This window comes from Allobranchiibius sp. GilTou73 (assembly GCF_021391335.1).
In the GTDB taxonomy this organism is placed as follows: Bacteria; Actinomycetota; Actinomycetes; order Actinomycetales; family Dermatophilaceae; genus Allobranchiibius; species Allobranchiibius huperziae.
The window spans coordinates 3,400,853-3,420,782 of sequence record NZ_CP090051.1; the positions used below are offsets into that span (position 1 = coordinate 3,400,853).

General features: G+C 71.8%; 14 protein-coding genes and 3 pseudogenes. 6 read left to right on the forward strand and 11 right to left on the reverse strand.

Annotated features, from left to right (window positions below; all coding sequences use genetic code 11):
• Positions 1–85: 85 nt before the first annotated feature.
• The 6 genes and pseudogenes from LVQ62_RS16740 to nudC form a co-directional block, all read right to left on the reverse strand.
• A complete protein-coding gene (locus tag LVQ62_RS16740) occupies positions 86–373 on the reverse strand; it encodes a WhiB family transcriptional regulator (protein WP_179479348.1) in 288 nt (95 codons plus the stop codon).
• Between the two features lie 165 nt (positions 374–538).
• A complete protein-coding gene (locus LVQ62_RS16745; RefSeq protein WP_208051361.1) occupies positions 539–751 on the reverse strand; it encodes a hypothetical protein in 213 nt (70 codons plus the stop codon).
• Between the two features lie 128 nt (positions 752–879).
• A complete protein-coding gene (locus tag LVQ62_RS17945) occupies positions 880–1,251 on the reverse strand; it encodes an HRDC domain-containing protein (RefSeq protein WP_370639716.1) in 372 nt (123 codons plus the stop codon).
• A 183-nt stretch (positions 1,252–1,434) separates the two neighbouring features.
• Positions 1,435–1,797: pseudogene (locus LVQ62_RS17950) on the reverse strand (3'-5' exonuclease); the annotation flags it as partial.
• A 65-nt stretch (positions 1,798–1,862) separates the two neighbouring features.
• Positions 1,863–3,002, reverse strand: a pseudogene (locus LVQ62_RS17955) (ATP-dependent helicase); the annotation flags it as partial.
• Positions 3,003–3,018: 16 nt separating this feature from the next.
• Positions 3,019–3,933 carry an NAD(+) diphosphatase gene (gene nudC, locus LVQ62_RS16755; RefSeq protein WP_233763296.1) on the reverse strand — a complete coding sequence of 305 codons (915 nt, stop codon included), beginning with the start codon at positions 3,931–3,933 and terminating at the stop codon, positions 3,019–3,021.
• Between the two features lie 41 nt (positions 3,934–3,974).
• Between nudC and LVQ62_RS16760 the strand changes: the two genes are divergently transcribed.
• The gene (locus LVQ62_RS16760) at positions 3,975–5,147 is read left to right on the forward strand and encodes a phosphotransferase (RefSeq protein ID WP_233763298.1); all 1,173 of its coding nucleotides are present in this window, start codon (positions 3,975–3,977) and stop codon (positions 5,145–5,147) included.
• Positions 5,148–5,168: 21 nt separating this feature from the next.
• On the opposite strand, the gene LVQ62_RS16765 is transcribed toward LVQ62_RS16760, so the two are convergent.
• From LVQ62_RS16765 to moeB, 3 genes are all read right to left on the reverse strand, one after another.
• Entirely contained in the window at positions 5,169–8,492 is a 3,324-nt protein-coding gene (locus LVQ62_RS16765; RefSeq protein WP_233763300.1) for an ATP-dependent DNA helicase, read from the reverse strand.
• A complete protein-coding gene (locus tag LVQ62_RS16770; RefSeq protein WP_233763301.1) occupies positions 8,489–11,434 on the reverse strand; it encodes a UrvD/REP family ATP-dependent DNA helicase in 2,946 nt (981 codons plus the stop codon). The genes LVQ62_RS16765 and LVQ62_RS16770 overlap by 4 nt, the downstream gene beginning before the upstream one ends.
• Before the next feature lie 267 nt (positions 11,435–11,701).
• Positions 11,702–12,841, reverse strand: a complete 1,140-nt coding sequence (gene moeB, locus LVQ62_RS16775; protein WP_233763302.1) for a molybdopterin-synthase adenylyltransferase MoeB — start codon at positions 12,839–12,841, stop codon at positions 11,702–11,704.
• Positions 12,842–12,952: 111 nt separating this feature from the next.
• Here moeB and LVQ62_RS16780 point away from each other — a divergent pair, with 111 nt between their 5' ends.
• The 3 genes from LVQ62_RS16780 (at position 12,953) to LVQ62_RS16790 (ending at position 15,337) form a co-directional block, all read left to right on the forward strand.
• Positions 12,953–13,582 (forward strand): TetR/AcrR family transcriptional regulator, encoded by a 630-nt coding sequence (locus LVQ62_RS16780; RefSeq protein ID WP_179479338.1) that lies wholly within the window; start codon positions 12,953–12,955, stop codon positions 13,580–13,582.
• 120 nt (positions 13,583–13,702) lie between these two features.
• On the forward strand, positions 13,703–13,924 hold the full coding sequence (locus tag LVQ62_RS16785) for a DUF3107 domain-containing protein (protein WP_179479337.1): 222 nt from the start codon (positions 13,703–13,705) through the stop codon (positions 13,922–13,924).
• Between the two features lie 96 nt (positions 13,925–14,020).
• Positions 14,021–15,337 carry an HNH endonuclease signature motif containing protein gene (locus tag LVQ62_RS16790; protein ID WP_233763303.1) on the forward strand — a complete coding sequence of 439 codons (1,317 nt, stop codon included), beginning with the start codon at positions 14,021–14,023 and terminating at the stop codon, positions 15,335–15,337.
• On the opposite strand, the gene LVQ62_RS16795 is transcribed toward LVQ62_RS16790, so the two are convergent.
• Complete coding sequence (locus LVQ62_RS16795) at positions 15,327–16,043, reverse strand: ferritin-like fold-containing protein (RefSeq protein WP_179479335.1); 717 nt, start codon at positions 16,041–16,043, stop codon at positions 15,327–15,329. The genes LVQ62_RS16790 and LVQ62_RS16795 overlap by 11 nt on opposite strands.
• A 208-nt stretch (positions 16,044–16,251) precedes the next feature.
• On the opposite strand from LVQ62_RS16795, the gene LVQ62_RS16800 reads away from it, so the two are divergent.
• Both LVQ62_RS16800 and LVQ62_RS16805 read left to right on the forward strand, forming a co-directional pair.
• The gene (locus LVQ62_RS16800) at positions 16,252–17,799 is read left to right on the forward strand and encodes a DEAD/DEAH box helicase (RefSeq protein ID WP_233763304.1); all 1,548 of its coding nucleotides are present in this window, start codon (positions 16,252–16,254) and stop codon (positions 17,797–17,799) included.
• A gap of 34 nt (positions 17,800–17,833) precedes the next feature.
• Complete coding sequence (locus LVQ62_RS16805) at positions 17,834–18,781, forward strand: SDR family NAD(P)-dependent oxidoreductase (protein WP_233763306.1); 948 nt, start codon at positions 17,834–17,836, stop codon at positions 18,779–18,781.
• An 81-nt stretch (positions 18,782–18,862) separates the two neighbouring features.
• Here the strand turns inward: LVQ62_RS16805 and LVQ62_RS16810 are convergent.
• A pseudogene (locus tag LVQ62_RS16810) lies at positions 18,863–19,908 on the reverse strand (NAD(P)-dependent alcohol dehydrogenase).
• Between the last annotated feature and the right edge of the window lie 22 nt (positions 19,909–19,930).

Below are 19,930 nucleotides of genomic sequence, written 5' to 3' on the forward strand. Positions count from 1 at the left end.
TGGTCGGGTGGCGGCCTGTACATACCGCATGCTGTACATGGTGAAACTCCTTGTAAAATATGACGATTCATGAGTCAGTCGTTGATCACGCAGCGACCGGGTGCTTCCTCGGGCGACCACGGGGCCGTTTCTTGGCAACGGTCACGCCGCCGACGAACAGCTCCCCACCCCAGACGCCCCACGGCTCGGACCGCTCCAGGGCGCCGGCGAGGCAGGCCTCCCGCAGTGGGCAGTCGCCGCACAGGGCCTTGGCGAACTCGACGTCCTGCGGCCTCTCGGCGAACCACAGTTCGGCTTCGTTCACCCGGCACGGCAGTCGTGCCCCGGCGTCCTCCTGCTGCTGGGTGTGATCGATCAGATCGGTCAGCATCATCTCCGGCACCTCCTTGGTTGTCGCGCCCCTTGTGGGGGCTTCGTGTTGGCGGGTCGTGCTGGTCTGCATGGGTTTTCGATTCCGGTGCGAAGGCCGCGACATACAAAAAGGCCGCGGACCCTGTGGTGGGTTCCGCGGCCTGGAGGTGAGACTCCTGAGCTGATCTCAGCCAGGTGGTCCACAAGCTGCGGAACGGGACGGGGTGTTGTCGCCGACGACATCGGTGCCGTAGGGCGCGAACTTCGGGCGCCGGGCGGCGGTAGCGACACTGCTCCCCTGGGACCAACGTGCGAACTCCGCGAGGGTCGGCATCGTGATCTGGGCAGACGTCATCGCCGCGCGCTGCGAGCGCTCGATCGTGGCGGTGATGTTCTCCATCAGGCCGACCCTCCTTTCGCTGTCATGGTCCCCATACCGCTACCGAAGCGGCTGGGCTGAACGTGTTCGAGGTTACGGGTGCACTACAAGACGGGGCAACTGATTTTCCGGGAAATCTCCCACCAATGTCATTTTGATTCGGATTTCATTGCAGCACAACATTTTTCGGCAGCAGATTGCGGGTCGTCACCCGCGAGTACGCCGAGCACGGACTCCCCGTACGTCGCCAGTTTGCGGGCCCCCACCCCGGAGATGCCCGACAGGCCGGCCACATCGGTCGGCCGCTGCTCGGCGATGGCGACCAGCGTGGCGTCGGTGAAGACCACGAACGCGGGCACCTTCGTGGCGGTGGCGACGGCCAGCCGCCAGGCACGCAACGCCTCGAACTGCGCGTCGTCGTAACCGGGAGGGCATTCCCCGCACCGGCCGATCTTGCGCTCTGCTGCGGCGTGTAGCACCTTGCCGCAGACCCGGCAGTTGCTCACCTTGGCGGTGCGCACCCGCGAGCTGCGGGCGGGTCCGGCCGTGCGGGCCGGGCCGCGGGCACCCTCGCCGAGGACCGCCGTCGCGGACGACAGGAAACGGGAGGGCTTGCGCGACGCGCGACCTCCGGGGTTGCGTGACGCCGCCCAGGTGAGGGTGAGGTGTCGGCGCGCGCGGGTGAGGCCGACGTAGAGCAGTCGGCGCTCCTCCGCGACCTGCGCCGGACCCTCCGCCATCGAGAAGGGCAACAGCCCCTCCGAGCAGCCGATGAGGAAGACCGCGTCCCATTCCAGGCCCTTGGCCGCGTGCAGGGAGGCGAGCGTGATGCCCTCGACGGTCGGGGCGTGCTGCTCGCTGGCCCGGCGGTCCAGCTCCGCCACGAACTCCCGCATCCGCAGCCCGGTCGTATCGGCGAAGTCGTCCGCCAGGGTCGCGAGCGCGTCGAGGGACTGCCAGCGTTCGAGAACGGCGCCCCCGCCGGGCCGGCGGGGTGACCACCCGGCCGCCGTGATGACGTCGCGCACCACCTTGCCGAGGGGGTCGGCGCCGTCGTCCGAGCGCACGGCCCCCGCAGGAGCACCACCGCCGACCGCACCTCGGCGCGCTCGAAGAACCGCTCGCCGCCCCGCACCAGATACGGCACGTCGACCGCGGACAGCGCCTGCTCCAGCACCTCGGACTGGGCGTTGATCCGGTAGAGCACCGCGATCTGGGACGGTGCTACGCCGTCGGCGATCAGTGCCTTGATCCGGCGGGCGACCTCGTCGGCCTCGGCCTGGTCGTCGGGCAGCTGCACCAGCTGCGGGACGGGTCCCGCGTCGGACTGCGCCTGCAGCTGCACCCCCTCGCTCTCGCGGGCGCCGGCCTGCAGGACGAGGTTGGCCAGCTGCACGACCTGCGGGGTCGAGCGGTAGTTGCGCACCAGCCTGGTGACTGCGACGCCGACGCGCTGGGAGAAGTCGGTGAGGTGCCGAGGACTGGCACCGGTGAAGGAGTAGATCGTCTGCGCGGGGTCGCCCACCACGCACAGGTCGGCGCGGTCCCCCACCCACTGATCGAGGAGCGCCTGCTGGACGGTGTTGACGTCCTGGTACTCATCGACCACGAAGTGCCGGTACTGCGCGCGCACGGCCCGCGAGACGTCCTCGTGCTCGGCAAGGATGCCGGTCATCAGCAGCAGCACGTCCTCGAAGTCGATGACTCCGCGCGCGGTCTTGACCTCCTCGTAGGTCTCGAAGAGCCGCGCCATCGCGGTCAGGTCGAGCTCCGGCGGCGTGCGCCCAGCGGCCCGCGCCGCGACGGCGTAGCCCGCCGGGGTCACCATCGCGACCTTGGCCCATTCGATCTCGGCCGCGAGGTCGCGGATGACGACCCGGTCAAGTCGCAGCCGCAGCCGCGAACCGGCTTCGGCGACGACCGGCGCCTTGTGCTTCAACACCTCCGGCGCGGGACCGCCGATGGTCTGCGGCCAGAAGAAGTGCAGCTGACGCAACGCTGCGGAGTGGAAGGTGCGGGCCTGCACGCCCGGCAGGCCGAGCTCGCGCAACCGGGTGCGCATCTCACCGGCCGCGCGTGCGGTGAAGGTCACCGCGAGCACGCGGCCGGGCTGATAGGCGCCGGACAGCACGCCGTACGCGATCCGGTGGGTGATCGCCCGGGTCTTGCCGGTGCCCGCACCCGCGAGCACGCACATCGGACCGAGCGGTTGTGAGGCGACCTGACGCTGCTCGGGATCCAGGCCCGCCAGCACCTCGTCGGCGCTGGCCATCAGCGGCCCACCGACGTCACCATCGTTCGCCGGCCTGCTCCGGCAACGGGCCGCCGTACCAGTCCTCGATGAGGTGCCGGGCGATCGAGAGCGAAGGGGGTACGCCCAGCGATCCGTCGCCGAGCGCGGCGGCCAGCTCCACGCGACTGAACCAGCGCGCCTCGGCGATCTCCTCGTCCTGCAGCACCAGCTCGGTGGACGTCGCGCGCGCCGCGAACCCCACCATCAGGGACGCGGGGAACGGCCACGGCTGGTCACCGCGGAAGTCGACCTGCGACACGCTCACGCCCACCTCCTCCTCGACCTCACGGGCGACCGCGTGCTCCAGCGACTCACCGGGCTCCACGAAACCAGCCAGCACCGACATCCGGTTGGTGGTGCCGCCGAAGCGGGTGCCGCGCGCCAGCAGCAGCCGGTCGTCGTCATCGATGACGGACATGATCACGGCAGCGTCGGTCCGGGGGTACTGCTCGGTGCCCTCGCGGGTGCAGCGCCGGCCCCATCCGGACTCGGACACCTCGGCCCGAGCGCCGCAGCGCGGGCAGAAGCCTTGCGTGCGCTGCCAGTTCACGATGCCGAGACCCGTGGTGAGGATGCCGACGTCATGGGTGTCCAGGTCGAGCCCGACGCTGCGCATGGTGGCCGCGTCCTGCGGCGCCTCGTCGTCGATCCGGTCGACCGCGACCACGTCGGCGGCGTCGGCCACCCCGAGGAAGACGGCTGGCCGATCGAGGTCGCCGGCCTCCGGCGCGCGCAGGACCAGCCCGCCGTCGCGCACCCGTGCGCGATCGCCGTACAGATCGAGGACGCGGGTCTGCGGACTGGTCAGGAGCCGCCCCAGCAGCCCGGGATCGTGGCGTCGGTGGGCGGCGCGGTCCAGCGTCGTGCGGGACAGCACCAGATCGGACAGGCTCGTGGGTGTCGCAGGCACGTTCCCAGGCTACGGCCCGCCCTGCGTTTACCGTTGAGCACGTGCTCCGCCCCATCCTCACCCTCGCCGCCCTGGCCCACGCCGCGACCCCGACCCTGCGGCCCGTGAGCGTCCAGGAGCTGCCGACGGCCCCCGGTGCGCAGTACCAGAGCGTGCTGGTGACCGATGCCGCCGGAACGACGTGGACCGTGCGCGCCGCTCTCGACCCGGCTGCCGGCGCCGCCCTCGAGGCCTCGGTCGGGCTGCTCCGGCTGTTGCGCACCCGGATGCCGTTCGCGGTGCCGGACGTCGCCGGGACCGCGACCGGCGACGACGGCACCACCGTCGTCGTCCACCCCGTGCTGCCGGGTGCACCGATGGTCTGGCGTGAGCTGGTCTCCGGGTCGGACCTGGCGCGCTCCGTCGGAGCTGCCGTCGCCGCCCTGCACGACACCGACCCGCGGGTGGTCGAGGAGGCCGGCCTACCGACGTACGACGCCGACGCCTACCGCGCGCGCCGCCTCGCAGCCCTCGACCGCGCGGCGAGCACCGGGCACGTACCCCCCGCACTGCTCACCCGCTGGGAGCGCGCGCTGGAGGAGGTGACGCTGTGGAAGTTCGCGACCTGCGTCACTCACAGCACCCTCGAAGGGGCACACGTCCTCGCGGACGGCACCGTCACCGCCATCGACGTCTGGGAGCGCGCGGGCGTCGCCGACCCCGCCGAGGACTTCGCGGCGCTGCTCGTGTTGGCGTCCCCCGACGCATTCGACACCGTGCTCGAGGCCTACGCGGGTGCCCGGCGCGAGCGCCCGGACGTGCACCTGGAACGCCGCATCCGGCTCAGCGCCGAGCTGCACCGGGTGACCGCCCTGCTCGACGCCGTCGCCGCGGACGACGAGCGGCTGGTCGACCGACGGGCGGCCGCGCTGCGGCGGTTCGCCGAGACCTCCGCCGACGACGACCGTCTGATGCCGTCGCCTTTCGTACGGCAGCGACCGCCCGCGGCGGTCCCGGTCGAGCCGGTCGACCCGGCCGACGTCGAGGCACTGGACGACCTGTCCGGTGACGACGAGACCGTCGAGATCCCGATCACGACCAGCGTTCGCCCGAGCGGTGCCGGCGGCGCCACCGTCGCGCCGCCCTCGCTCACCGACGGTCAGCAGGACGCCGACGGTGCCGATGACGACTCGCACGACGGGCAGGACGAGAGCAACGGCTCCAGCCAGGGCTGAGGTGCCCGCGAACGGGCGGCGTCAGGTGCGGTCGGGTTCGTGCTCGGCGGGGATGGAGCCCACGACCGCGGCGATCTCCTGCACGCTCGGCAGCGGCGGATGCACGGTCTCCCCCGTCGCCGCGTAGTAGAACGCGCCCTGCACCGATTCGGGGTCGATGCCGTGCAACCGGGCGTACGCGATCCGGTACGCCGCCAGCTGCAACGCCCGGGTGGCTGCCAGCTCGCCGGTCGGACGACGACCGGTCTTCCAGTCCACGATCACGAAACCCGTGCCGTCGGCGGACGGGAAGACGGCGTCGACCCGGCCGCGCACGCTGATCCCGTCGATCCACGTCTCGAGTGCCACCTCGACGTCGACCGGAGTGCGGTCGGCCCACTCCGAGGCGAGGAACCGGGCCTTCATCGCCTCCAGGTCCGCGTCGAGGTCGGCGTCGTCGTCACCGGAGCCGGGCAGCGAGGAGATGTCGAGCAGGGCGGCGCGCTGGAAGTGCTGCTCGACCCACGCGTGGAACGCGGTGCCGCGTCGGGCTGCGAGCGCAGGCGCCGCGGGCATCGGTCGGCGGACGTCGAGCGCGAACTGCTCGGGGTCCTGTGCCAGGGCGACCAGGGCGGAGGTGGACAGGTGGCCCGGCAGGACGACGTGCTGTTCGCGGCGGGCACGCTGCGCCTCACGCTCGGCGAGCAGAACCCGCAGGCGGTGGGTGCGCCCGTCGTCGGGCAGGGCGACCGGTCCGTCCACGGTCGCGCGTTCCAGGGCCGCGCGCACCCGCTCGACACCGTCGTGGAGCGTCGCGCGCCGGGACGCCATGGGGTCACCGGGCCAGGTCGCCGTGCGGTCGTCGTCGTCGGCGGGGTTGACGGCCTCGGGGTCGGCCGGCAGGTCGACCCATTCGCCGCGGCGCACGAGACCTGCGTCGACCAGCTCGAGCAGGAAGCGCGAGGTCAGGCGCGGCTTCTTGCCGGCCCCCCACACCGCGCCGGTCAGCAGCATCCCGTGCCGGGCCCGGGTGAACGCGACGTAGGCCAGCCGGCGTTCCTCGGCGATCGCGTGCGCGCCGCCGCGCCCCTTGAAGTCGGTCACGGCCTCGCGGAAACCGGCGATGTCGTCGGCTGCCCACTCGAACTCCGGTAGGCCGTCGACGTCGCCGCGCAGGTCGTATGGCAGGCCGGACAGTCCGCCGGTCCAGCCGGTGTCGGTGGTGGCCCAGGTGTGGTGCAGGTCCGGCTCGCCCGAGGCGCCGATGGCCCAGCCGTCGTGCTGCTTCTTCCAGGTGGGCGGGTTGGAATGAGCGGGGAAGGTGCCCTCCACCAGGCCGGGCACCGCGACGTAGTCCCACTCCAGGCCCTTGGCCGCGTGCACGGTGAGGACCTGCACGGCGGCGGTATTGGCCTCCAGGAACGTCGTCTCCAGCCCGCGTTCCTCGCGCAGCGCGGCGTCCAGCCATGACAGGAAACCACTCAGCGTGGGCCGCTCGGCCTGCGCGGTGAACTGGGCCGCGACGTCCGCGAACGCGTCGAGATGCACGCGGGCGGACCCCGGCGTGTGCTCGGCGCGGGAGAGCACCTCGAGGTCGACGCCGAGGAGCCGCTCGGCCTCCCCGACCAGCTCGGGCAACGGCAGTGCCGTCATCGACCGCACCCGCCGGATCAGGCCCGCCAGCCAGTGCAGCCGGTGCAGCGCGACATCCCCGATCCGCTCGTCCTCCCGGCCGCGCCACTGCGCGTTCGGCAGTCGCTCGAGGGTCTCCACGATGCTCGGCTGCTCCCGGGAGTCCTGTTCGAGATCGCCCGCGCGCCGGGTCCCGCTCTCCTGGAAGCTGAGCTCGCGCGCCCGCGCGTAGAGCCCGGCCAGGTCGGCCGCCCCCAGGCGCATCGCGGGCCCGGTCAGCAATCGCATCAACCGGTCGCCGCGCGTCGGATCCTGCACGGCCCACAGAAGACTCACCACGTCGCCGACCTCCGGCGTCGTGAGCAACCCGCCGACGCCGACGACCTCGACCGGCAGTCCGGCACGCTCAAGGTGCTCGACGACCGACCGGAAGAGGGACCGCTTGCGGCACAGCACCGCGGCGGTCGCGCCGGTGTGCCGCCCACGGTCGTCGAACCACCGCTGCGCGACCCACCCCGCCACCTGCTGCGCCTCGTCGTCGGAGGTCTCGCACCGTGCCGCGTCGACGGCGCCGGTCTGGGCGCCCGGTCGGGGGCGCAGCGGCTCGACCGGCAGTCCCTCCTCGCGCAGCGGCTGCGCCGTGCGATCGGCGACGTCGAGCACCGCCACGTCGTTGCGCCAGCTCGTCGCGAGCGGCAACTGGCGGGTGCCGTGCTCGCCGCCGAACTCCCTGGCGTACGACGACAGGCTGGTCGCGCTCGCACCGCGCCAGCCGTAGATCGACTGGTGCGGGTCGCCCACCGCCGTGACGGGCACGGGCTCACCCGGCGCCACGAGCAGCGAGCGCAACAGCACGAGCTGGGCCTCGCTGGTGTCCTGGAACTCATCCAGCAGCACCGCCCGGTAGCGCGCCCGTTCGGCGGCGCCGACGTCAGGGAAGGACCGCGCGAGGCGGGCCGCCACGGCGACCTGATCGGCGAAGTCGAGACTGGTGCGCGCCCGCTTGGCGGCCTGGTAGCGATCAATGATCGGCAGCAGGTCGATACGCGCCTGCAGGGCAGCGGGCAGCAGGCGATCGGCCTGGGACAGCGCCTTGATGCGGCCGGTCGCCGGCAGGCCCTCGATGTGCCGCACGACCTCCTCGAGGTAGTCGCGCGCCTCGTCGGTGCTGCGCAGGTGCTCGGCGAGCTCACCGGCGAGGTCGACCACCGCGGCGACGACGGTGGACTCCATCTTGTCGACCCGCTCCATCGGCCCGTCGTACGCGCTCACCACCTCGGCGGCCAGCTGCCAGGACGCCGCCTCGGACAGCAGGCGGGAGTCGGGCTCGATCCCGAGGCGCAGGCCGTGCTCGGAGACGATCCGGCCCGCGTAGGAGTGATAGGTCTGCACGGTCGGGATGTCGGCGAGGCTGCGGGTGCCGTCGGCATCGACCGGCGGCTCCCACAGACCCACCGCGGTGAGCTGGCGCAACCGGCGCCCGACGCGTTCGGCGAGCTCGCCGGCGGCCTTGCGGGTGAAGGTCAGGCCCAGCACCTCGGCGGGCTGGACGAACCGGTTGGCCACGAGCCACACGACCCGGGAGGCCATCGTCTCGGTCTTGCCGGATCCGGCGCCGGCGACCACGAGCAGCGGCTCGTCGGGCGCCGCCTCGATGACCGCTGTCTGTTCGGCGGTGGGTGCCGGCAGCCCCAGCTGGTCGGCGAGGTGGGCTGCCCCCAGTCGCGGTGTCACGCCTGGTCACCCCCGAGCCGGCGGCCCTCTTCCTGGAGCGGGCAGCAGCCACGCACGGGGCAGGTGCGGCAACGGTCGTTGAGCGTGGCAGTCACGTGCGCCGCCGACATGCCCTCGGCGGTCCGGGCGAGCAGGTCGTAGGCCCACGACCGCCTCTCGGCGGTGTCCAACGGCGACTGCGGCTGCGGCAGGAAGCTCTTCCTGCCCGCGGCCGTGCCGAGGTGCACGAGCTGGGCCCCCGCCGTCCGGTCGCCCGCGTCGAAACCTCCCTCGATCACGGCCACCTGGTAGACGCCGAGCTGGGGGTTCTCCTCCACGTCGGGGTTCTTGGGTTTGGACGACCCGGTCTTGAAGTCGACGATCCGAATCCCCGCGTCGCCCTCCTGCGACTCCAGACGGTCCGCCGATCCGCGCAAACGGGCTCGCCCGACGACGACGTCCATGCGCACCTCGACGCCGGCCTGCTTCCACCCCTGGGCCGCGGCCTTCTCGAAGTAGTCGTGCAGGTAGGCGAGCATCCGGTGGGCCCGGACCCGGTCGCGTTCGCTCATCCAGGTGTCGCCGTAGCCCAGCCGGGCCCAGCGTTCGTCGAGCTCGGCGGTCATCGTGTCGAGATCGGCGTCGGGAAGCTCGGCAGCTATCTCGTGCACCAGCGTGCCGAGGTTGCGGGTGCCGAGATCCGGCCCGTCACCGCCCGCGCTGGTGAGCAGCCAGTTCAGCCCGCAGGTGCCGAACGACTCGACCCGGGACGGCGACACCGGCACCTCGGCATCCGCTGCACGCACCGGGCGGTCGTCGGACCGCTGCGTGAGAGCCCACCACTGGGCCGGGTCGGCGCCGGGGACGTGCTGCGCTGCCAGGTAGGCCAGCTCGTCGGCCGCCCGGTCGGCAGCTGCGGGCGACCCGGTCACGATCTCCCGGCGCAGGGCCGCCACCGTGCCGGTGAGGGTGAGCGCGACCGGGACGCCGACCGGTTGGCGCGCCTCGGAGGCCGTGCCGTCACCGTCCTGCTGCGGCGGGTCGATCAGATCCAGGTACGCCGACGGCTGCTCGTCGTCGCTGCGCACCGCCGTCACCAGCAGGCGTTCGCTAGCCCGGCTCACCGCGACGTGGAACTGGCGCGTCTCGTCGTAGCGGACCGCCGCCTGCGCCGCACGCAGCAGCTCTGCGGACTCCAGCCGCGCCTCCCGGCCCCGCATGACGTCGACGAGGGCCTCGGATCCCAGCAAGGAGCCGCGCAGCCGCAGGTCGGGCCACACGCCCTCCTGCACGCCGCACACCGCCACCACCCGCCACTGCCGGCCCGCGGCGGCCGCGGGGGTGATCAGGGCCACCGAGCCGTCCTCGGGCGCTGCGGGCACGATGCGGTCACCGGGCACGTCCTGACCGCGGATGTGCTCCAGGAAACCGGCGGGTGCCGAACCGGGGAGCCGGTCGTCGTACGCCGCGGCCGCCGCGAAGAGCGCCATCATCGCGTCGAGGTCGCGGTCGGCCCGCGTGCCGGGCGCCCCGCCCGCTAGCGCGGTGTCACGCCACTGGTCGGCCAGGCCGCTCGCCGACCACATGGCCCACAGCACCGTCTCGGCGCTGGCGGCGGGCTGCTCCCCGGCGGCCAGGCCCGCGCGCAGGACCCGCGCGATCCGCGCCGCGGGCGCCAGCTCCGGCTCGTCCAGCGGCCCGGAGGACACCACCGCGGCGGCGAGCAGCTCGTCGCTGGACCTGCTACCGCCGTCGTCGAGCTCGGTCGCGCGCATCACCCGGCGCATCCGGCGCAGCTCGATCGCGTCGGCCCCGCCGAGCGGCGAGGTCAGCAGGTCGACCGCGGCCTCCGGAGTGATCGGGTGCGGCTGCCCGTCGACCAGCGCGATCGCCGTCTCGAGCAGCAGCAGGAACGGGCGCACCGCAGGTTCGTCGCGCACCGGCAGCGTGGTGGCGGGCACCGCGACCGGCACGCCGGACCCGGCGAACGCGCGCCGCAGGGCGACTGCGCGGGCCTGCCCGCGCACGATCACCGCCATCTGCGACCACGGCACGCCCTCCATCAGGTGGCACTCGCGCAACCGCGCTGCGACGTAGGCCGCCTCCTGGGACGTCGCGCGCAGCAGGGCGACCTCGACGTGGTCGACGCTCTGGACCGGCGCCGCCGCGCGCTGCAGCCCCGCGCCGACCGTGCCGATCCGCTCGGCGACCCGTCCGGTCGCAGCACCGATGCGGGGCCCGACGCGGTAGGACCGGGGCAGCACGACCGGATCCGGGGCGCCGCGTCGTTCGGCCAGCATCCGCAGGTAGCGCGGATCGGCGCCGCGGAAACCCTGCACCGTGGAGTCGGGGTCGCCCAGCAGCACCAGGCGGGCGCCGGGGTGCGCGATCGCGTCGAGCAGGGTCGCCGACGCGTGCGTGAGCTCCTGTGCGTCGTCGACGACCACGAGGCGGGTGCGCCGGCGCAGTCTCGCGGCAGCTTCGGCGTCCGTGTCGAGCAGCGTGGCGGCCGCGCCGAGGATCCACGACGGGTCGTACGCGCCGGGGCGGGATAGGGCCGTGACCCGGTCGTACTCGTCGAGCACCTGCGCCGCGGCGACCCATGCCGGCCGCTCGTGCCGCACCCCGAGCTCGCGCAGCGCCTCACCGTCCAGGCCCCACTCGACGGCGCGCATGAGCAGATCGCGCAGCTCGGCCCGGAAACCTCTGGTGGGCAACGCTTGCCGGACGAAGTCCGGCCAGTGCGGTGCGTCGCCCTCACCCGCCGCGTGCCCGGCCAGCAGCTCGCGCAGCACCACGTCCTGCTCGGGCCCGGACAGCAGGCGTGGTGCTGGCTCGCCGTGCAGCGCCGCCGCCTCGCGCAGCATCCCGAAGGCCAGCGACTGGTGGGTGCGAGCGACCGGCTCGGTCGAGGTGGCCTGCAGTCGCGCGGTCAGCCGGTCGCGCAGCGCGGCCGCCTGCACCCGGGTGGGGGGCGAGCAGCAGGCACTCGTCGGGTGCGAGCCCGCCCTCGACGGCGGCCACGACCGTCTCGATCGCGACGGTGGACTTGCCGGTGCCGGGCGCCCCGATCACCACGAGGGATCGCTCGGTCCCTCTCACCACCTGCTCCTGGACGTCGTCCAGCGCGGGCCTGTCCGCTGCGGACACGGCAGCGCGTCGCATCCTCACCACGCCCGCATCCCATCACGGGCCACCGACACCTTCATCCTCCCGGCACCGGGAGGATTTCAGTAGCGCGGCAAAGCGGGGTCGACCTCGTCGGCCCAGGCGAGGATGCCGCCGCGCAGGGAGGCGACCGGCCCGTCGTACCCCTCGTTCAGCAGGGCGCGGACGGCAGCCGCGGATCGGGCACCGGACTTGCAGTGCAGCACGAGAGTGCGCCCGTCCGGCGGGCCGACCCATCCTACCCCGACGTCGGCGGCGTCCAGGTGCTCGGCGAACGGCAGCGACACGATGTCGCGCTCAGCCGGCGTGCGTACGTCGATGACCCGCGCGCCATCGTTCATCAGGAGCTCGCGCAGCGCGGCGGGCGAGACCTCCGGCACGGGCGACTCGGTGACCGGCCGCGGCAGCGAGGTGATGGAGGGCGCTTCGCCGCACACCGGGCACCCCGGATCGGCGGCCACCGGCAACGTGTCCCAGCTCTGGGCGAGCGCGTCGTGCACCAGCAGTCGGCCGATCAGCGGCTCGCCCACCCCGAGGATGAGCTTGACGACCTCGGCCGCCTGGATCGCGCCCATCACGCCGGGTACGGCGCCGAGCACGCCCGCCTCGGCGCACGACGGGATGGCGCCGGCCGGGGGCTGGTGAGGGAAGACGCAGCGGTAGCAGGGCCCTTCGCCCGCCGACCACACGGCGGCGCGCCCCGCGAAGCGCTCCACGGACGCCCACACCAACGGCAGACCCAGCAGCACGCACGTGTCGTTGAGCAGGTAACGGGTCTCGAAGTTGTCGGTCGCGTCGACCACCAGGTCGTGGTCCGCGGCCAGATCCATCGCGTTCCCGGGCTCGAACCGTTGCGCGACCGCCTCGAACTCCACGTCCGGGTTCGCTCGCGCGACAACGGTTCTGGCCACCTGTGCTTTGAGAGCACCCACGTCACCGGGAGTGAAAAGCACCTGCCGCTGCAGGTTGGACAGCTCCACGACGTCGTCGTCGACCACGGTCAGTCGACCGACGCCGGCGGCGGCCAGATAGGACACCACGGGGGCGGCGAGGCCCCCAGCACCGACCACGAGCACGCGGGCGGTCGCGAGCCGTCGTTGACCCGTGTCGCCCATCTCCTCGAGCAGCAGATGCCGGGAATAGCGCTGTACCTGGCCCTGTTCCAACGGCGGTCCGGGGGTGGTCAGAGGTCGGCGCGTCACATCGGCAACGGTAGTCGTGGGAATAGGATGCCGACCTAACTCGCCGGTAGGGGGCCGACTCGCGCGCAATCCGCGCCGGGACGGTCGGTCCGGCCGGAGGATGGAGTCAGAGTGGGAAGCCAGACCGATGTGTACGCCCGGGGTGGGCGACTTCCGCGATCGGCGCGCCGCGCGCAGCTGCTCGAGGCGGCGCAGGCCGTGTTCGCCGATTCCGGGTACCACGCTGCGTCGATGGACGAGATAGCCATCCGCGCCAGTGTCAGCAAACCCGTGCTCTACCAGCACTTCCCGGGCAAGCTGGACCTCTATCTCGCATTAATCGACCGGCACACCACCGAGGTGCCCCGCCTCGTCCAGGAGGCGCTCGCCGCAACCCACGACAACGCCACGCGCGTCGCGGCGGCGATGAGCGCCTTCTTCGAGTTCGTCGAGCGCGAGGACGGTGCCTTCCGGCTGGTCTTCGAGTCCGACCTCATCGACGAGCCAGCGGTCCGTCAGCGGGTGCGCCAGATGGACGCAGCATGCGCGGCGTCGGTCGCCGCCGTCATCGCCGAGGACACCGATCTGACGCCGCAACAGGCCCAACTGCTCGGCGTGTCGCTGGTCGGGATGGCACAGGTCGTCGCCCGCGACTGGCTGCACCAGGAGGCGGCCACCCGCATGTCGCGTGCGGAGGCCGAGCGTCTCGTCATCGCCCTGGGGTGGCGCGGGCTCGCCGGATTCCCGAAGACCGCCGAATAGCCCACCCGGCCCGGACGCAGCCCCGTGGAATCTTCTGGGGCCGCACGCGCTTACGGTGGGTAGGAGATCACCCTGCGACGGTCGGCGTACGCCGGCCCCGACTACCCGGAAGGACCCCCGATGGAGGTCAGGATCGGCGTGCAGCACGTGGCACGCGAAGTTGTGCTGGAGTCAGAGCAGACCCCGGACGAGGTGCGCGACCTGGTCGCCGCCTCCCTCAAATCCGGCGAGCCGCTGGTGCTCGCCGACGAGCGCGGCCACACCGTGACGGTGTCGGCGTCCGCGCTCGCGTACGTCGACGTCGCCTCGGAGCAGGTACGACGGGTCGGTTTCGGCAGCTGACCTCCGGGGCTCGAAACACCGGCCCTGCGCTGCCCTCCGACGGAGGGCATAATCGACGGATCAGGGGCTGTCGGTGGTCGGTGATTGAATTCATACATGAGTTCGACACCGGGTCTCGCAGCTGTCAGTGACAGCGCGGGCGGTGCTGTGGCTGCTGCACTTTCGGCAACGGACCCGTTGGACGAGGTCGGGGTGATCTGCGGGCGGTTGAACGCCGCGCACGCCGACCTGATCGACCTGGTCGCAGACCTAGTGCGCACTGAGTCGTGGGCGATCGGTGGGATCCGCTCCCCCGAACACTGGTTGACCTGCTTCGCCGGGGTCTCTCCCGCCACCGCCCGGGACCTGGTCCGGATCGCGACCCGGTCGGTCGAGCTACCGGCCCTGTCCCGGGAGGTGCACTCCGGTCGGCTCTCGTTGGGTCAGGCCGCGGTGGTCGCCGCGCACACCCCGACCGGGTACGACGAAACCGTCGTGGACCTGGCGGTGCACGCCACCGTGCCGCAGTTGCGCCGGGCGCTGGTCAAATACGACTTCGCCACCACCACCGACGAGGCGGACACCCCGCCGGCTCCACCAGACCCGTTCTCCGTCGCGGCGCAACCGGCGGAACTGTCGATGTGGTTCGACCACGACCGGTTCCACTTGAGCTACTCCGCGCCCGCCGACATCGGAGCCCTGGTCCAACAAGCCCTCGCAGAGGCCAAAGACGCCCTGTTCCTAGCTGCTGCGGGCACCTCGACACCCACCGACGATCCACCGGGCCGGCGGGTGCGGATGGCCGACGCCATGGCACACCTGGCGACCCGCTCCCTGCACGTCGGCACCACCGACGTCGCCGGCCGGGCCGACAAATTCCGGATCTACCTGCACCTGGACACCACCGGCCAAGGCTGGCTGACCACACGCGGCGCCCTACCCCCGCACCTCCTGAGGAAGTGGACCTGCGACGGGCTGGTGCAACCCGTCTGGGAAACCGGCGGCACCCCCGTCAACGTCGGACGCGCCCACCGCATCGTGCCCCGCCGCACCCGACGACTGGTCGAAGACCGCGACCGCGGCTGCGCCTACCCCGGCTGCCTGGCGATCCACCACCTGGAATGCCACCACGTCGTCCACTGGGCCGACGGCGGACCCACCAACATAGCCAACCTGATCAGCCTGTGTCCCCACCACCACGACCGCCATCACGCGGGGGACTTCACCATCCACCCCGAACCCGGCAGACCCGGACGGTTCCGATTCGCCACCCGCCACGGCCACCCCATCGAACCCGCCGCCGCCACCGCCCCACCCGGCACAACACCACCCCCGGTTCAGCCAGCACCACCGCGCTACACCGGCCCCACCAACGAGATCCTGCACCTGGACCAGGTCAGATTCCGCCGACGGAGTGAGCGCTTCAGGCAGTGAGGCCGAGGGTCTCCATCCGCGCCTTGTGGGCATCGGTGAGTCGGGTGAACAGCTCCGACAGCTCCTCCAGGGACATCCCGCTGCCCGAGCCGTCGGCCACGAGGAACTTCTCCAGCTGGTCGTTCTCCGCGATCGTCAGCTGCGCCTGAGTGATCGCTTCGCCGACCAGGCGCCGTCCCCACAGGGCGAGCGTGCTCGCGACCCGGCTGTCCGCGGCGATGGCGTCGCGCAGCTGCGCCTCGACGTAGTCGGCCTGCTCGTTGTCGCCCAGCACCTCCAGCATCAGGGTCCGGCTCTCCGGGTCGACCCACTGGGCGCACTCGCGGTAGAAGTCGGTGGCGATCGACTGCCCGGCGTACGCCTTCATCAGGCCCTCGGTCCAGTTTTTCGGCTTCGTACGGCGGTGCCACTCGTCGACCGCATCGACCACCGGCTCCATCGCCCGCTGCGGGTCGGCGCCCAACTGCCGCAGTCGCTCCGACAACGCCTGATAGTGCTCGAATTCGCGCACCGCGAACGCCGCCATGGCTTCCTTGCGCCCGACTCCGGGCGCCATCCCGGCATCCTCGACCGTGGCGAAGAAACTCTTCAGTTCGCCGTAGGCGAGCACCCCCAGCAACGCCGTCACACCTGACCGGAAGACCGGGTCCTGCAGGTCCGCGTCGGTGGGTCGTTCGTCGGAGGTCTGCGTGGGCGAGTCGGTCATCACGCGATGCTAGCGGGGCGGATGGGGAACTACCGGTAGACTGCAGGTTGTCAAGAGGTGCCCGGTCGGCATACGACACGTTCGACATCAACTTCGCCAGCGCACGCGCGCCGGCAGCGACATCCCCCGATCGGCTCCCCCAACCACTCACCGTGGCGCGACCCTGCGTCCGCACGCGTGGGGCCGTTCGATAAGGAATCGCGTCATCATGACGACCCAGCCCGACCACATCACCCTGCCCGACGACGACGGCGACGACGTGGGCACCTACGTGCCCGAGGCCGCTGGTCCCGTGACCCCGCCCAGCTTCTCCGACTTCGGGGTGCACCCGCTGATCGTGCAGGCGCTGGCCGACTCAGGGATCCACGCACCGTTCCCGATCCAGGCCATGACCCTGCCGGTCGCTCTCGGCGGCCACGACATCATCGGCCAGGCCAAGACCGGCACCGGCAAGACCCTCGGTTTCGGGGTGCCGCTGCTGCACCGCATCGTCTCCCCCACCGACCCCGGGTACGACGACCGCCCGGCCCCGGGCAAGCCCCAGGCCCTCGTCGTCGCGCCGACGCGTGAGCTCGCCAATCAGGTGATGGGGGACATCAAGACCGCTGCCTCGCTGCGGGGCATCCGCGTGACCGCGATCTACGGTGGCCGTGCGTTCGAGCCGCAGCTCGAGGCGTTGCGCGCCGGTGTCGAGGTCGTCGTGGGCACCCCCGGGCGTCTCATCGACCTGGCCGGCCAGGGCCACCTCGACCTGTCCTATGTGCAGACCGTCGTCCTCGACGAGGCCGACGAGATGCTCGACCTGGGGTTCCTGCCCGACGTGGAGAAGCTTCTGGCGATGACCCCCGCGTCGCGCCAGACGATGCTCTTCTCCGCGACCATGCCCGGAGCAGTCGTGGCCCTCGCGCGTCGCTACATGACCCAGCCCACCCACATCCGCGCGATCAACGAAGAGGGCGACTCCGGGCACACCGTCGCCGCAATCGAGCAGTTCGTCTACCGCGCGCACGCCATGGACAAGGTGGAGATGCTGGCGCGCATCCTGCAGGCCCGCGAGCGCGGCCTGACCATCGTCTTCAGCCGCACCAAGCGCACCGCCGCCAAGGTGGCCGACGACCTGCGCGAGCGCGGTTTCGCCTCGGCGTCGCTGCACGGCGACCTGGGACAGGGTGCCCGCGAGCAGGCGCTGCGCGCGTTCCGCGCCGGCAAGATCGACATCCTGGTGGCGACCGACGTCGCGGCCCGCGGCATCGACGTCGAGAACGTGACCCACGTCGTCAACTACCAGTGCCCCGAGGACGAGAAGACCTACCTGCACCGCACCGGCCGCACCGGTCGTGCGGGCAACACCGGTGTCGCGGTCACCTTCGTGGACTGGGACGACCTCCCGCGCTGGGGCCTGATCAACAAGGCTCTCGACCTGGGCATCCCCGACCCCGCGGAGACCTACTCCTCTTCCCCGGAGCTCTTCTCCGACCTGGACATCCCCACCACGGCTACCGGCAGGCTGCCCCGCTCCGAGCGCACCCGCGCCGGGCTGGACGCCGAGGTCCTCGAGGACCTCGGCGAGACCGGCAAGGCGCACCGGGCACCGTCCCGCGGCGGCAACGACCGCTCACGCGGCGGACGCGACGGCCGGCGCGGTGGAGACCGCACCGGCGGAGGTCAGGGCAGCGCACCGGCCGCATCGGGTGACCGTCCGGCACGTTCGCGCAACCGCCGTCGTACCCGTGGCGGGTCGCCGCAAGGCTCCTGAGCCCGGCAACGCCGGACCGGCGTAGCGTCGGGGCATGACCTCGACACAGACCCCACTCGGCAGCGGATTCGGCGCAGACTCGACGGCGGCCCAGGTCCCCGAGGGCGTCGACCTGCACGGTCGGCGCGCCCTCGTGACCGGCGGTTACTCCGGCATCGGCATCGAGGGCGTCCGCGCGCTCGACGCCGCCGGGGCGCAGGTCGTGGTGCCTGCCCGGCGGGTGGACGAGGCGCGCGAAGCGCTGGCCGACGTCCCCGACGTACAGGTCGTGCCGCTCGATCTCAGTGATCTGCAGAGCGTGCGCGCGGCGGCCGAAGGTCTTGCTGCGCAAGGCGATCCGTTCGACATCGTGATCGCCGGAGCGGGCGTGATGGCATCGCCCTACCAACTGGTCGGTGACGGCTGGGAGAGCCAGTTCGCGACCAACCACCTCGGTCACTTCGCCCTGGTGAATCGGCTGTGGCCGCACCTGGCCGATGGCGCCCGCGTGGTCAGCGTGTCCTCGGTCGGCCACCATCGCAGCGGGATCCGTTGGGACGACATGTGGTTCGCGGGCGGTTACGACAAGTGGGACGCCTACGGGCAGTCCAAGACAGCGAACGCGCTCTTCGCCCTCGAGCTGGACCGTCTCGGCGCGGACCGCGGGATCCACGCGTACTCACTGCACCCGGGCGGGATCCTCACGCCGCTGCAGCGGCACCTGCCGAAGCAGGAGCAGATCGCAATGGGCTGGATCGACGAGCACGGGACGCCGAGCGATGTCTTCAAGACGACCGAGCAGGGCGCAGCCACTCAGATCTGGGCCGCCACGTCAGCCAAGCTCGATGACCATGGCGGCGTCTACTGCGAGGACTGCGACATCGCGCCGATGGCCGACGGTGAACAACGTATGGGCGTCAAGCCGTGGGCGCACGACCCGGAGCAGGCGCAGCGCCTGTGGCAGCTGTCGGCAGAGCTGACCGGGGTCGACGCCTTCGCCTGAGCCCGCACCCACGACGAACAGGGTCGCGGCGCGCTCGATGGAGCGCGCCGCGACCCTGTTCCTGTCCGAGCCTGAGAAGGATCAGGCGGAGATGGTGCTGGTGTCGATCACGTAGCGGTAGCGCACCTTGCCGTCCACGACCTTGTCGTAGGCCGCGTCGACCTCGTCGGCACCGATGACCTCCACGGTCGCGCCGAAGTCGTGCTTGGCGCAGAAGTCGAGCATCTCCTGGGTCTCGGGGATGCCGCCGATGTTGGACCCGGCGACCACCTTGCTGCTGCCGATCAACAGACCCGGTGCGATCTCGTACTTCTTCGGCGGCAGGCCCACCGAGACAAGCACGCCACGGGCCTTCAGCAGCCCGACGTAGTCCTCCATGGGCAGATCGGCGCTCACCGTGTTGAGGATGATGTCGAAGTAGCCCTTGAGGTCCTCGAAGACCTTCCCGTCCGTGGTGGCGAGGTGCTTGGTCGCACCGAGCTTGACCGAGTCGTCGGCCTTGTCGGTGGTGCGCGACAGCACGGTCACCTCGGCGCCCATGGCGGCCGCGATCTTGACGCCCATGTGGCCGAGGCCGCCCATGCCGATGACGGCGACCTTGGTGCCTGGGGCGGCGCCCCAGCGGCGCAGCGGGGAGTACGTCGTGATGCCGGCGCACAGCAACGGCGCGGCGACGTCGAGTCCCAGGCCCTCGGGAATGGTGAGGACGAAGCGCTCGGAGACGACGACGCCCTGCGCGTAGCCGCCCTTGGTCTTCTCACCGTCGTAGCCGGTGCCGTTGTAGGTCATCACGGCGCCCTTGACGCAGTGCTGCTCGTAGCCCTCCTTGCAGAACTCGCACTCACCGCAGGAGTCGCCATGCAGCCGACGCCGACGTGGTCGCCGACCTTGACGCGGGTCACGGCGTCACCGACCTCGGCGACGACGCCCGCGATCTCGTGGCCGGGCACCATCGGGAAGATGGCGGTGCCCCACTCCTCACGGACCTGGTGGATGTCGCTGTGGCAGATACCGGCGAACTTCACGTCGATGCGGACGTCGTCGTCGCGCAGCGCGCGAAGCTCGACGGCGCCGGCCTCGAACGAGCCGCTGGGCGACGCGACGGACAGGGCAGGAGTTGTTGTCATATCACCGACGTTACGACCGCAC

Excerpts from the sequence above, each read along its gene's own strand:
- LVQ62_RS16740 (WP_179479348.1), bottom strand. The coding sequence starts at position 373 with ATGATGCTGACCGATCTGATCGATCACACCCAGCAGCAGGAGGACGCC.
- LVQ62_RS16745 (WP_208051361.1), bottom strand. The coding sequence starts at position 751 with ATGGAGAACATCACCGCCACGATCGAGCGCTCGCAGCGCGCGGCGATG.
- LVQ62_RS16785 (WP_179479337.1), top strand. The coding sequence starts at position 13,703 with ATGGAGGTCAGGATCGGCGTGCAGCACGTGGCACGCGAAGTTGTGCTG.
- LVQ62_RS16790 (WP_233763303.1), top strand. The coding sequence starts at position 14,021 with ATGAGTTCGACACCGGGTCTCGCAGCTGTCAGTGACAGCGCGGGCGGT.
- LVQ62_RS16795 (WP_179479335.1), bottom strand. The coding sequence starts at position 16,043 with ATGACCGACTCGCCCACGCAGACCTCCGACGAACGACCCACCGACGCG.
- LVQ62_RS16800 (WP_233763304.1), top strand. The coding sequence starts at position 16,252 with ATGACGACCCAGCCCGACCACATCACCCTGCCCGACGACGACGGCGAC.
- LVQ62_RS16805 (WP_233763306.1), top strand. The coding sequence starts at position 17,834 with ATGACCTCGACACAGACCCCACTCGGCAGCGGATTCGGCGCAGACTCG.